The 13,291-nt window shown below is 59.0% G+C and carries 10 protein-coding genes; 7 read left to right on the top strand and 3 right to left on the bottom strand.

Going from position 1 to position 13,291, the window contains the following annotated elements:
- Positions 1–32 precede the first annotated feature (32 nt).
- Positions 33–1,043, bottom strand: a complete 1,011-nt coding sequence (locus tag P0D73_RS03165; RefSeq protein ID WP_408429676.1) for a hypothetical protein — start codon at positions 1,041–1,043, stop codon at positions 33–35.
- Positions 1,024–3,009: a primary-amine oxidase gene (locus P0D73_RS03160; protein ID WP_408429673.1), complete on the bottom strand. Its 1,986-nt coding sequence runs from the start codon at positions 3,007–3,009 to the stop codon at positions 1,024–1,026. Before P0D73_RS03160 ends, P0D73_RS03165 begins: the two co-directional genes overlap by 20 nt.
- 198 nt (positions 3,010–3,207) lie before the next feature.
- Here P0D73_RS03160 and P0D73_RS03155 point away from each other — a divergent pair, with 198 nt between their 5' ends.
- The 3 genes from P0D73_RS03155 to P0D73_RS03145 all read left to right on the top strand — a co-directional run bounded on the left by P0D73_RS03155 (position 3,208) and on the right by P0D73_RS03145 (position 7,215).
- Positions 3,208–4,212, top strand: a complete 1,005-nt coding sequence (locus tag P0D73_RS03155; protein WP_408175391.1) for an AraC family transcriptional regulator — start codon at positions 3,208–3,210, stop codon at positions 4,210–4,212.
- Between the two features lie 281 nt (positions 4,213–4,493).
- The gene (locus P0D73_RS03150) at positions 4,494–5,945 is read left to right on the top strand and encodes an APC family permease (RefSeq protein WP_408429670.1); all 1,452 of its coding nucleotides are present in this window, start codon (positions 4,494–4,496) and stop codon (positions 5,943–5,945) included.
- A gap of 55 nt (positions 5,946–6,000) precedes the next feature.
- Positions 6,001–7,215, top strand: a complete 1,215-nt coding sequence (locus P0D73_RS03145) for a porin (RefSeq protein WP_408175389.1) — start codon at positions 6,001–6,003, stop codon at positions 7,213–7,215.
- 487 nt (positions 7,216–7,702) lie between these two features.
- On the opposite strand, the gene P0D73_RS03140 is transcribed toward P0D73_RS03145, so the two are convergent.
- The gene (locus P0D73_RS03140) at positions 7,703–8,149 is read right to left on the bottom strand and encodes an HNH endonuclease (protein WP_408429667.1); all 447 of its coding nucleotides are present in this window, start codon (positions 8,147–8,149) and stop codon (positions 7,703–7,705) included.
- A gap of 130 nt (positions 8,150–8,279) precedes the next feature.
- Between P0D73_RS03140 and P0D73_RS03135 the strand changes: the two genes are divergently transcribed.
- The 4 genes from P0D73_RS03135 to P0D73_RS03120 all read left to right on the top strand — a co-directional run bounded on the left by P0D73_RS03135 (position 8,280) and on the right by P0D73_RS03120 (position 13,291).
- On the top strand, positions 8,280–8,552 hold the full coding sequence (locus P0D73_RS03135; RefSeq protein WP_408429664.1) for a hypothetical protein: 273 nt from the start codon (positions 8,280–8,282) through the stop codon (positions 8,550–8,552).
- A 430-nt stretch (positions 8,553–8,982) separates the two neighbouring features.
- Entirely contained in the window at positions 8,983–10,464 is a 1,482-nt protein-coding gene (locus P0D73_RS03130) for a type VI secretion system Vgr family protein (RefSeq protein ID WP_408429661.1), read from the top strand.
- Positions 10,465–10,496: 32 nt separating this feature from the next.
- The gene (locus tag P0D73_RS03125; RefSeq protein WP_408429658.1) at positions 10,497–11,948 is read left to right on the top strand and encodes an IS1182 family transposase; all 1,452 of its coding nucleotides are present in this window, start codon (positions 10,497–10,499) and stop codon (positions 11,946–11,948) included.
- A complete protein-coding gene (locus P0D73_RS03120) occupies positions 11,945–13,291 on the top strand; it encodes a DUF2345 domain-containing protein (protein WP_408429656.1) in 1,347 nt (448 codons plus the stop codon). The genes P0D73_RS03125 and P0D73_RS03120 overlap by 4 nt, the downstream gene beginning before the upstream one ends.

Raw genomic sequence — 13,291 nt, 5'->3', positions numbered from 1 at the left:
TTCGTCTCCGTTGGGGGTGAGTGGCCGTGGCGCTAGCCGGAAGGGTTCGCCTGACGGCGGTATGGACTTGGGCGAAGGTGGATGTGTTGCCTTGCACGCCAGAGTGTTGCTAACGACGCGGCACAGATCACGTTCGCCGTCGCGCTCAATGTGTACAGCACAACGAATCCGTCGCCGAAAAAGTAGGGTGTGGTCGACAATGCCGCGCCGAGCACCATGCCGATGTGATGCGCGACGCCGGGGCAGCTCGCGCGCAATACGCTGGTCGAGTTGCCGCGCAAGTTCACTAGTGCGGGAATCGTCAGGCAGTCAAGAATCAGGAAGATCGCTGCCGCAAGCGGTGCGAGCGCGGGATTGTCGCTTGCCGCGAGCGTGCCGATCAGCACCGCACGCGCGATGTACAACCCCATCAGCATGCGATGGCCGCGCGACCGTTCGGCGACGATTGCCAGCGCGCAGACCGCGGCAAGTGAAAGCGCAATGTGCCAGAACGGCTGTGCACCGCTTAGGCCGCAAATCGCAAAGAGCTGGAAGCGGGCGAGACTGCCGCTCGACAGTCCCGCAAGCAACGCGAGCAGAGCCGTTGCGCCTGAAGGAGTCGCCGCCTTGACCGAGTCGAAGTCATGCGCGCTGCTGCGATCCACGTCGTGACGCGATTCGGCGTTGACGAGCAAACGGTAGAACAACATGCCGAGGAAGCCCGTCACGATCATCAGCAAGGCAATGGCGATGCCATGCGCTGAACCATTCAGATACGCTGGTACGCTATTCATTGCGCTGATCGTCATGATGAGCGTCGCGGCGCTCATCAGCATCGTGTAGCGGCCCGATGAGCGCGACATCAGCAATGGCACGCTCATCATGGCCGTTAGCATCAGCGCGCTCATCCACAGCGCCGTGGCGTGCCGATCGAGAGCGGCCTGCGTCAACAGCGCAGCGCCGCCGCCCGCGAGGCACACGCATGCCGCACTCGCGCACAGCATGCACGCGAGAGCGGCGTGCCGTGCGCGACGCACGACCGGATCAGTGCTTGCAGCAGCCATGATCCGTGGACTTGCCGTCTTCGACGCTGTTCAGATCTCGTTCGGCCGGCAGGTCCATGGTCGGGTTGCCGGAGAAGAAGTTGTTCGGCTTGAGCATGAAACCGGCGTACTCCACCGGCATTACCGGGAAATCCTCGGGTTTGCACACATGCGTGTGGCCGAAGCTATGCCACAGCACGACGTCTTCGTTCTCGATGTTGCGATTCGCCTCGATATAGCGCGGCAGGCCGTCGCCCCCCGAATGCTGATTCGGATAGTCGCCGCTCGCATAGCGCTCAGCCGGATCGAACGGCGTGACCCACACGTGACGCGTGGCAAAGCCGCCGCGCTGGCGCACCTTCGAACGTTCGTCGGCCAGCATCAGCGGCGAGTCGTTGACGACCAGCTTGTAGCCCGGATTTGCGCCCACGGCATTCTTCACGTTGGGGTTGCTGACCTTCCAGTAGCGACCCGTGCTGCCGTTCGCCACACGTGCGGCTTCGCTTTCCGTTTTCAACACGCGTTTGGTCGTGTCGAACACATTGCCGTACGGATTGTTCTCGCCCATCGGACGCGGCACGAATTCGTGTTCGGTCACCGTGTTGCGCTCGCCGTCCACCATCATGTGCAAGCGTGCGTTGAAGAAGTGCTGATGCGTCGGGCCGCCGAGGTTTTCCGTGATCATGCCGCCCCACGGATAAGTGTCGCCATCAGCCACCGCCGAGGTCTGCACGATGCCGGTCAGCTTGCATTCGAGTTGAATCGTGCCGTCCTGATACAGATACCAGTAGAAGCCGTAGTCGTAATTGCCGACGGTGGCGAAGAAGGAAATCACAAGGCGTCGCGAGCGGCGCATTTCGAACACGCCGGTGCGGAATTCGTAGTGCTTCCAGAGCGTGCCGTAGTCTTCTTCGTGCATGCAGACGGCGTTCTTCATCACGAATGCGTTGCCGAAATCGTCTGCGGACGGAATGTCGAAATAGCGGATCGTGCCGAGGCAGTCGCAACCGAGTTCGAGCTGGTTCGCCAGTTTGCCGAGACCGTATTCGCCCGCGTCGAACGCGCTTTTCCAGTAGTGGTTGGTGCTCGGGTCGGAGTAGGGCACGCACATTTCCGTGACGCTCGCACGGTAGATGATCGGGCGCGTGCTCCTGCCGTCGTCCCACGACAGTTGATGCAGCACCAGCCCTTCGCGCGGCGTGAAGCCGACACGGAAGTTCCAGTTCTGCCAGTTCACATGCCAGCCCTCGATCGTAAAGCTCGGGCCGTCGGGTTGATTGATCGACAGCGGTTTGAGCGTGCTGCGCGGCTCGCCGAGACTCGGCGTGTCGTAGTTATGCTTGGCGCGCGGAATCGGAATGATGCGGCCGTCGTCCACCAGTTCGATCACTTTCTTTTCGAGCAGATCGACCACGGCCATCACGCCTTCAATTGGGTGTGCGTAGCCGTTATCGGTCAACGTCTCGCGGTAGTAGCTCACGCAACGCACGAGACGCCGGCCGTTTTCGTTCTCGCGATCGAAACAGCCCGCCGAGAACGGATCGACCTGCACGCGTTCCAGATCTTTCTCGCTGACGCCGCGCTTCATGACAGCCACGCGCCATGCTTCATCGCTCTTGACGATCTGTTCCGCGTTCATGAAGTCGTCGATCATGATGGGCGGCTGGCCGTAAGGCGCCTCGCCAAACGGCATGACACGGCGCGCGGCAATTTTCTTTTCTCTCAGGTCCACCTCGAATTCGATCGTCGCGCTATTCGACCGATCGATTGCGAGCACGAAGGCCGTGCGCGAAAAATATTCGCCGGTCTTGAATGCCACCACTTCGGCTTTCGGCGGCTCGCGCAGTTCGACCATCGGAAAACGCGCGTGCGAATCGAGTTTTTCGGCGGCTTTCACGAGGTCGCACGCGAGCTGCATTTCTGCGCCGCTCAGTGGGTCGAGCGGATGAGCGGGGGCATGAGCGGCTTTCGTGGCATTCGTGTTCATAAGATTCCCGTAAGAAGTTGCTGGACCGGACAGCGTGCTCGCGAGGCGAATGAGGCGCGGCGAACGCTGAGTCGATGGCAAATCGTAGGAACCCAATAATATTTTCGCGCTTGCCTATCGCGCCAAATGAACGATAAAGTGCGCCAAGAGGAATGACACGAGCCACCATCAGCGAAGACTGGAGAGGAGACGCTCAGCATGAAAAAAGTCACGCTCAACGGCAGTTTCCCGATGATCCGCGCCGCGGTCATGGGACCGGTTGTGCGCGCAATCGATGCATCGGGCGCGCAATGCGACGCGCTGCTGGAGGAGTTCGGCATGAGCCGCAAGCTCCTGTCGAATCCCTATGAAATTCTGCCGCTCACGCGCTATGTGACGGCGTTCGAACGTGCCGCCGAGGTGCTCGGCGAGTCCGCGCTCGGCCTGCGCCTTGGCAGTGAGTTGCAATTGACGGAGCTGGGGCCGGCGGGTCTGGTGTTTCTTTCGTCGCCGACCTTGAATGCGGCCATGCGCAAGTTTTCGCTCGCGCTCGCCTCGTGGCAGAACACCACCACTTGCGAATTGCTGCGCGACGACGAATGGCCGATCTGGACCTACCAGATCGCCAGTCCGCAAATCTGGCCGCGCCGGCAGGATGCGGAATACAGTCTTTCGACGATGTGCCACATGGTTCGGCTCGTTCGCGGCGCCGCGTGGAATCCGGTCGAAGTGCATTTCGAACACGCTGCGCCGGCCGATCTCAAACCGTATGCGCGTATCTTTCGCGTGCCGGTGCGCTTTCAGCAGCCTTTCAATGGCTTGATTCTGCGGCCCCAGGATCTCGACGCTTCGCTCAAAAGCGCCGACACGCAAATGGCGCGCATGATGGAGCGCCACGCCACCGATCTGATCGCGCGGGATGCGATGCCGCACAGCATCGTCGAGCAGGTTCGGGATCTGGTGACGCGGCGGCTCGCGCACGAAAAGCTGATCGTCGCCGACATCGCGAAGGATCTCGGTCTCTCGCATCGCTCGTTGCAACGGCACCTCGCGCAGGAGGGCACATCAGTGCGGCAGATCGTGCGCGAGGAACGGCAGCGCAGCGTCGAAGGGTTGCTCGAGCGAGAAGAGCTTACCAATGCGGCGATCGCACGCGCCGTTGGTTATGCCGATGCCACGGTCTTGTGGCGCGCCACACGCAACTGGAAAAAGAATAGCGCGTGACGTCGGTGCATTTTCTTTCACTCTGAAAACATCGCGCGGCTTTACCATTGCCGCGCGAGAATAATTCAGGTTCCTAAGTATTCGCTGCAAACCACCGCACTCGGGCTTCCCCGCATTGGCGCAAATTATCGAAAATTTGGCGCGGTTCGCGAAGTCGTTTTATTTTTTAGCTACCTACCATGCGCACACACCGAAGCATCGGAGATCGGTCAAGTGAGCGTCTGGATCAGCAGTACGGGGTTCAGGCGAGTCCCAGACTAGCCAACACACAAGAGGCAGCGATGAGTGAACCCTATTCTCCGACCCGAGCGGTCGACGCGGAGAACCCGGTGGAATTGAAAGGCAATACGCTGGGCTTATGGCAGATCGTGTTCCTCGTGATTTCGGCGGCCGCGCCGCTGACGGGCATGCTCGGCGCGGTGCCGCCCGCGATCAGTCTGGGCAATGGCGCGGGCATTCCGGGCGCGTTCGTGATTGCCGGCGCGGTGCTGCTGATTTTCAGCGTGGGCTTTGCGTCGATGAGCCGGCACGTGGTGCGCGCCGGCGCGTTTTACGCGTATATCGCCGCCGGACTCGGGCGGCCGCTGGGCATGGCCGGAGCGCTCGTCGCGCTGATGTCGTACACGTTCATCCAGATCGCGCTGTACGGATTGTTTGGCTTCTTCTGCACGGTGATCCTCTCGCCGCTTTTGCATACCGCGTTGCCCTGGTACGGGTATTCGCTGATCTGCGTGGCCGTGGTGCAATTCACCGGCATCCGCGGCATCGATCTGAATAGCCGTCTGCTCGGCGTGCTGATGTGTCTCGAACTGGGCATTCTGCTGGTGCTCGCAATTGCGATCGTCGTGCATGGCGGCGGACCTAACGGCCTCACGCTTGCGCCGTTCACACCGCAGCATGTGTTCAGCGGTCACCTTGGCATTGCGGTGATGTTCGCCTTTGCCTCGTTCATCGGTTTCGAAGCGACCGCGATATACGGCAAAGAATGTCGCGATCCGAAGGTGACGGTGCCGCGCGCCACGTACGTATCCGTGATGCTGATTCTCGTGTTCTTCGCGTTCGTCACGTGGACGATCGTCTGCGCGTACGGCCTTGCCGATGTGGTCACGGTCGCGACCAAAGAGCCCGGCGATTTCTGGTTCATCCAGTCCGGCAAATATCTGGGCGGCGCGGTGACGACGGTGATGAGTTTCCTTTTGCTCAGCAGCATCTTTGCGAGCCTGCTGTCGTTTCATAACACGCTGGTGCGTTATATCCATGCGCTGAGTCTCGAAGGCATCCTGCCGCAAGCACTCAATCGCGTGCACGAAAAATATCGTTCGCCGTATGTGGCGAGCTATCTGCAGACACTCTCCGTGTGCGTGCTGCTCGGACTTTTTATCGCGGCGGGCAGCGACGTGTTCAACATCGTGTTCAGCTGGAGTTCGGCGCTCGGCACGATCGGCATTGTGATGTTGCAGGCGGTGACGAGTTTTTCGGTGATCGCGTTCTTCCGCAAGACGCGCAAGGACACACGCGTATGGCACTCGTTCGTCGCGCCGCTGGTGGGTGGCTTCGGCCTGTTGTATATCGGCGTGATTCTGGTGCGCAACCTCGATGCGCTCAGCGGCTCCGATAGTCCGATCGTCAAATCCTTCCCTTGGATCGTGTTCACGGTGGCGCTGGTCGGCGTGGTGATCGGTCTCATCCTGCGCAAGAAGCGCCCGGATATCTACGCGCGCTTCGGCCAGTAAGGGAAACGCGCGAATCGCGCGACAACCACCTACCTCACTTCTCGACAAGACAATCATGGCAGACACTTTCGTCAAGCGCTCGGCGCTTGCGTTGGCCGCGTTCGGCCTTTCGATGGGCGCGCACGCGCAATCTTCGGTGACGCTTTACGGCACGGTCGACGCCGGCCTCGTCTACACGAACAACCAGCAGACGACGCTCGCCGACGGCAACACCAACGGACACGCGAACTATCAACTGGCGGGCGGCAATCTGGTGCCGTCGCGCTGGGGCTTGATGGGCACGGAGGATATCGGCGGCGGCACGACGGTCAACTTCGCGTTGGAGAACAGCTTTCTGATCGGCAGCGGCGCGATGCTGCAATCGAATACGCTGTTCAATCGCAATGCGTGGGTCGGTGTGAACAACTCGACGTATGGCGCGCTGACGTTCGGCCGGCAATACGATCCGTTCTCGGACTACATGGGCGCGTATGCATCGAGTAATAACTGGGCGACGTTGTACGGTTCCCATTTCGGCGACGTCGACAATCTGAACGAGGCGTTCAACTTCAACAATTCGATCAAGTACATCAGTCCGAGTTTTGGCGGGTTTACCGTTGGGGGATTGTTCAGCCTTGGTGGCGTGGCGGGGAATTTTTCGCAGAACAAGGGGTGGGCGCTGGCGGCGAATTATGCGCAGGGACCGTTGTCGCTGAGCGCGGGGTATCTGGAGTTGAATCAGCCATTGCAGGCGGCGTTGGGGGGCACGAGTGGCTATATCGGCGACTTCAGCTGTGCGAATGCGGACGCGTCGTATTGTCTGTTGCAGGATGCGAGCAAGATACGGATTTTTGGGGCAGGGGGTTCGTATTCGTTCGGCAAGGCGAATGTGGCGGTGACGTATACGCATACGCGGTTGTCGCAGAGTCAGTACATTGCGAGTGCGGCGCGGCCTGCCGGGGCTGATGTGTCGTTCGATATTGCCGAGTTGAATACGACTTATGCGCTCGCGCCGGATTTGCAGCTAGGGTTTGCTTATATTTTCAATGACGCCAAGCCGAGCGGCAGTGCTTCTACTCGCGTGCATCAGATCAACCTCGGTGCTGTGTATAGCTTGTCCAAGCGCACCGCTGTTTATGCGGTCGCGATTGGGCAGAAGTCCTCAGGGGCTGGATTAGGGATTGACCCGGCAACCGGCGCGACGGAGAACCTGGCGCAGATTCCGAATATCGTTAATTCGGATACGGATAAGCAGGTTTCTGTGATTGTGGGGCTGCGGCATAATTTTTGAGGTTGGTTTTTTTGGGTGGTTGAATTGGATGTGGTCTTTTTGGGGTTTTGGGCCTTTCCTTGGAATCTTGTCGGTCTATTGGCGTTGCCCCTGTGCGGGGCAACCTTGGGTGAAACCCTGCCTTGCGCAAAGCCTTATCCGGTAAGGGTTTGAGCGCTTCTACCCCGACAGGGAAAATTTCCCCTATCTGTTAGGGGAGCTATAGGGGAATTTCTGCGACCCGCTGCTCGGTTGGATTTGGTGCGTTTAACCAGCAGCCCGTCTGCTGTGACCGCCCCTGATCGGCCCGCCTCGGATGCTCGGCCGGGCAAGGCCCTCAACGACGTCTTGTGGACGTGCAACCGTCGTTAGCCGCAGCGAGAGAGGCTGAAAGGATGGGCGAGTCGGCAAACAGATCCGAGAGATTGTGGATAGCTCAGGATTGACGCCACAACCCATCGGCTATTTGAACTATTCGCTGGTAGCCGACTTCCTGTTCGCCGGGTCGCTACGCAGCCTGAGTTCGTCTATGGACAGGTGGGGGTCTCTGCTTGTGAAGCATGCGGTGGCAGTTTGCGCACACGGGACGAAGGTCCGTGATTGGATCGATCAGGTGCTCCTCATCGATGTCCGCGACCTGATTCAGGTGATGCACCTCAATGTAACCCGCACCAAGCGCACCGTACTTTTCCTCGAAACAGAACCCGCAAACGGCGCATTTGTATCCATGGTGCGCGATGCATGCCTGACGAGCGGTGGGGCTTCTGTCATAAGTATTAGCAGTAACAAGCCTACTTTTTCCCCTCGGAGCACCGCTCGATCGGACGCGCAATGACCCCTTATCTTCGTTTCGCAAAGGGCAGCATCTGATCCACCGGCAAACGGAGGATGACGCCGTGACGTTCTTCTGCCAGCTTTCGGCGTTGCTATAGTGCGGCTCTCTTACCGGAGGCACTGACAATGCTACAGACGGATGAGAATCCACAGCCTGCGACAGAAGTCGCGGATAAGGAACGGGCGGAAAGGCGCGGTAGCAACGCCCCGGGCGGGAAGCACTAGCGACGAACACGGACCCGGGGGGCGCAATGATCTACGTGGCACACCCGCATAGACCGACCACCCGGGCGGGCGAACTGGTTGCGGGGTCGCTGACCTGGCAGATCGAACAGCTTGAGCCAGGCGACGCACTGTTCAAGCCGGGATCGCATGAAACTGTGCGGCGTACCAGTCTGCGCGCCATTGCCAATGTGATAAAGCGCCATCCTGACCGCGAATACGATGTGGACCTGTGGCTAGCGATGCATCATTCAGGCACGGGTGAAAGCATGCGGCTGTACAGAATCAACCGTATCCGGTGATGACCTCGCGCGAGATTCAGATTCATCCTATTGGTGAATCCCGCCGGATGGCGGTTAATCGATCTGCGTATGCGAGCGGAACATAACGGCCTCCCCGACAGCTTTCGCTTCGTGCGTATGCCTTTAGCCCGCCCCCGGCGGGCTCTTTTTTTTATGCCCTGCAGTTCGCTCGATCCGACAATCCCGCGCAAAGCATCTGGTCAGAAAACTCTCCCCTGCCTTAAACAGTGTCCCCCGCTTATGTCTTCGATCAACCATTCGCCTGGTTATGCGAAATGCCTATCTATGTAATCGATTTGACCAATTTTTACGGTGATCCTATATACGCCTAACAAAATCCAATTTGATAATGAAAACGTCAAATTGAGCAAGGCAAAGCGTATGAGGGCATGCGAAGGCCTACTGGTGCAAGTCAGTCCAGGGAGTGTCCATGTATAACCCCAGCCAGTCACGCACCCTGAGCGTGTCGTGCAATGCGTTCCCGGTTGATCGCGGTGTGCCGGTCCTGTCTCCCGTGCGGCTGCGTGGCACCGAGGCGCTCGGCAAGCTGTACAGATACACGCTGGACATGGCGACAACGTACTCGCCGGGGCTTTCCCAGTACAACACCAGGTTTCGGATCGTCCCCGCCAAGCTGGTCGGCAAGGACATCACCATCTCAATCGAGTTCGACCGGAAGGGAACATTCATTCCGGGGATGCCTGGCGATAGCGGCGCCGGTAATGTCGGAGCGGGCGTCAGGACGATTACGGGGATCATCGCCAGAGTCGAGATGACCGGTGTCGATGATCGCCGCACGTACTACCGCCTTGTCGTGCGTCCCGCCCTGTGGCTGACCACAAAGGCCTCGCGCAGTCGCATATTCCAGAACAGGAGCGTGCTGGATATCACGCGGGACGTGCTGCGCGAGCACCCGGTCCTGTTTGATGTGAAGGTGTCCGCTCACGGATTAAAAGGCGGCTACCCGCTGCGCGACTTCGTACGGCAGGTGTGGGAATCCGACTTCCATTTTCTGACCCGGCTATGGCGCGAATGGGGGATTTACTACTTTGAGGATAACAACAGGCTGGTGTTATGCGACGGACCCGGTGTCCACGAGCCGCACAGGAATGCTTATGACTCGATCCGCTATCACGAGCGCGAGGGTGGGCGCATCGATGAGGAAACCATCTACAGACTGAAGGCGTCGCGCAGGGTCACGGCTGCCAGAGTGACCGTAGTCGATTACGACTATACGCGTGGAGCGCAGAAGTTCGTCGAGGAACATGATGCGTTCGGGGAACTGCACAAGGCCGAAGAGCGTCACTGGGGCGACTACTCGCAGCCCCTTGCCGGCGCAACGGGTCTGTCGGGCCAGCCGAACAACTATCTGGAGGAAGCACACTATCTTGCAGGTGTGCGCGCCCATGCGCTTTACTCGCGCAACGAACGTCTCAGGGGCCAGGGCAATCTGCTCGGCCTGAAGACCGGCAGGACATTCTTTCTCACGGATCACCCGGAGTCAGATGTCAATGCGGAGTACCTGGTGGTGTCGACCACACTCGATATCCGCAACGTGAGCGAGACGACGATATCGGGCAGAACATCGGCCAGAACGCCGGGCGCGGGCCAGTTCCAGTGCGTGACTGACTTCGTGCTGCAGTCGCCGAACCGGTTCTTCAGGAACAGGCCGAAGAAGAAGCCCCGCTGTTACGCCGAGACAGCCGTGGTGGTCGGTCCCAAGGATCAGACGACCTGGGTCGATGCGTACGGCCGGGTCAAGATCTGCTACCTGTGGGACGTGGACAGGCCGAAGGACGAGAACGCGAGCTGCTGGGTACGCGTGTCTTCACCATGGCAGGGCAATTCGTTCGGCTCGATCTACGTGCCCCGTATTGGCCGAGGCCGTGTCAAAACCCCGCCGATCACCTAGACTGAATCAACCTGCTGAAACGAGAGGCGCAGATGGGGCGATTTGTCGAAGGTGCGCAACGCAGTCAGACCACACTATTGCCAGAGTGTCTCGATGACTTCATCGCTGAAGACAACCCTGTGCGGATTGTTGACGCATTCGTCGAAGAACTCGAACTGGCATCCCTCGGATTCGAAGGCACCACGCCCGCGATCACAGGCCGACCGGCTTACCATCCGGCCGTGCTGCTCAAGATCTACATCTACGGCTATCTCAATCGCGTGCAATCGAGCCGACGTCTGGAGCGGGAGTGTCAACGCAATGTCGAACTGATGTGGCTGACTGGTCGCCTCGCGCCAGACTTCAAGACGATTGCCGAGTTCAGGCGCAGCAATGGTCCCGGCATTCGCAATGTATGCCGGCGCTTCGTGGTGATATGCCGTGACCTGAAACTCTTCACGCAAGCAGTCGTGGCCATCGACGGCAGCAAGTTCAAGGCGGTCAACAGCCGCGATAACAACTTCACACCCAACAAGATTGCGAAGCGTCGGGAGCAAATCGAGCAAAGCATTCAGCGCTATCTGGATGCACTGGAGACCGCCGACCGAACACAACCGGCCGAGGTAGAAGCAAAAACCGAACGGCTACGGGAAAAGATTGAAACGCTGCGCGAACAGATGCGCGATCTGGATCATGCCGCAGAACTGTTGAATGATTTACCGGGAAAACAGGTCTCGCTAACTGATCCCGACTCACGCTCGATGATGTCGCAAGCCAAGGGCACAGGCGTGGTCGGCTACAACGTTCAGGTGGCTGTCGACACGAAGCATCACCTCATCGTGGCCCATGAGGTGACGAACATCGGCAACGACCGGACGCAGTTGAGCCCGATGGCCAAGGCCGCCCGCGATGCCATGGGCAAGAAGACAATCAAGGCACTGGCCGATCGTGGGTACTTCAGTGCCCCGGAGATCAAGGCGTGCGATGACGCCGGTATCGCGGCGCTGGTGCCGAAAATGCAAACCTCCAGTGCAAAGGCTGATGGACGATTCGACCGGGCCGACTTCATCTACATCGCCAGAGACGACCAGTACCTGTGTCCGGCGGGCCAACGAGCGATTTACCGATTCAGTTCGGTGGAGCGCGAAAATCCAATGACCCTGCGTACCTACTGGAGTAGCGCTTGCCCGAAGTGCCCCATGAAAAGCCAGTGCACACCAGCTGACTACCGGCGTATCCGACGATGGGAACACGAAGCGGTGCTTGAGAAAATGCAGTCAAGGCTGGATCGCCAGCTCGACGCCATGACGATACGACGCCGAACGGTCGAACATGTGTTCGGCACGCTCAAACACTGGATGGGTTCGACCCACTTCCAGACGCGCCGTTTGGGCCATGTCGCGGCCGAAATGAGTTTGCATGTGCTGGCATACAACCTCAAGCGAGTCATCAGGATTCTCGGGTTCGCAAAGACGATGCGCGCAATGAAGCTGGCAGGCGCGTGAACTCGCGCGCCGACGTTGTTCGCCGAGCAAAGCTCGATCACATCATCTGCTTGCGTGCCGGTCCAACACAATCGTGCTCCCGTCGGGACTTCACCAACCGGCCTTTCTGCACGTTTTTACACGGCCTCGGCCAGGAAGTGACGATCAACTACCATGAAGGCGACCCTGACAAGCCCTATATTGCCGACCGGATGGTCAACCGGTTCAGGCAGCCACCGTGGTTACTGCCAGCCAACTACGCACTGAGCGGCACGCGGACGCAGGAACTGAAAGGGTTCCAGGCCAACCAGATCGTCGCAGACGACACGCCCGGCAAACTTCAGGTACAGGTCAGCAGCGATTACGCGCAGTCACGGCTGATCGTCGGCTACAACACGCGCATCGACGGCAACAAGGGGCGCAAGGAAGCGCGGGGCGAAGGCATCGAGATCGCCACTGATGCAAACGCCGTGATGCGCGCACCGGGTATTCTCATTACGACCGAAACGCGCGCGGGCGCAACGGCCCCCGTCAAGGACATGGGCGAGACGGTGCAGAGACTTACGGCAGCGCGTGAGCTACAGGAAAGCCTCCTGGAGCAGGCCCAGTATCACGAAGCGCAGCAGTCAGGAACCGATCAGTCTGAAATCACGAGCGCGCTGGAGGCCCAGAACGACGGCATCCGTGGTGGACCGAAGACCGACGACAATCTGTTCCCGGAACTTTCAGAGCCACAGCTTGTACTCGCAAGTGCCGCCAGCACTGCACTGACTGCGGGGAAAAGCACGCACATTGCCAGTAACGAGCATCTGGCATTGACCACCGGCCTGAGTGTCGGCATTGCAGCAGGCAAGTCACTTGTCGCTTCGATACGGGAGCGCTTCAGCGTTTTCGTTCAGCGCATGGGTATCACAATGGTTGCGGCGGCGGGAAAAATCTCGCTGGAGGCGAAAACCGACGGCATGAGTCTGCTCGCTCAGAAAATTGTTGAGATCATAAGCGAACAGGGTCCAATCAATCTTAAAACCCCGAATGAAATTACGTTAAATGCGGGCGGGACGCAATTGACACTGAATTCGAATGGAGCATTTATCTATACCGAGGGCCAATGTTTATTTCATTGTGCAGGGTTTGACATACCCGGACCGGTAGCTAAACCTCTTAATATGCCGAGCAAACCTCACGACGAGCAATTTACGTTTGTGAATAAGACGACAGGTAAGCCGCTGCCTAATGTCAAATACAGAATTGTGAGGGAGTCAGGTGAAATTGTCGATGGCATTACAGACGTCACGGGCAAGACCATGCGGGTAGCAACAAACGGTGCGGAAAAATTAACCGTTCATCTGGTCCATGGAGGTTGA

The organism is Paraburkholderia sp. RL18-101-BIB-B, from assembly GCF_046026985.1.
Lineage (GTDB): Bacteria > Pseudomonadota > Gammaproteobacteria > Burkholderiales > Burkholderiaceae > Paraburkholderia.
Note: the sequence above shows the minus strand (reverse complement) of the source record. Positions and strands in the feature narration are given on the sequence as shown.

Bases quoted from the DNA above. Each gene is read 5' to 3' on its own strand.
- P0D73_RS03165 (WP_408429676.1), bottom strand. From the start codon at position 1,043: ATGGCTGCTGCAAGCACTGATCCGGTCGTGCGTCGCGCACGGCACGCC.
- P0D73_RS03160 (WP_408429673.1), bottom strand. From the start codon at position 3,009: ATGAACACGAATGCCACGAAAGCCGCTCATGCCCCCGCTCATCCGCTC.
- P0D73_RS03155 (WP_408175391.1), top strand. From the start codon at position 3,208: ATGAAAAAAGTCACGCTCAACGGCAGTTTCCCGATGATCCGCGCCGCG.
- P0D73_RS03150 (WP_408429670.1), top strand. From the start codon at position 4,494: ATGAGTGAACCCTATTCTCCGACCCGAGCGGTCGACGCGGAGAACCCG.
- P0D73_RS03145 (WP_408175389.1), top strand. From the start codon at position 6,001: ATGGCAGACACTTTCGTCAAGCGCTCGGCGCTTGCGTTGGCCGCGTTC.
- P0D73_RS03135 (WP_408429664.1), top strand. From the start codon at position 8,280: ATGATCTACGTGGCACACCCGCATAGACCGACCACCCGGGCGGGCGAA.
- P0D73_RS03130 (WP_408429661.1), top strand. From the start codon at position 8,983: ATGTATAACCCCAGCCAGTCACGCACCCTGAGCGTGTCGTGCAATGCG.
- P0D73_RS03125 (WP_408429658.1), top strand. From the start codon at position 10,497: ATGGGGCGATTTGTCGAAGGTGCGCAACGCAGTCAGACCACACTATTG.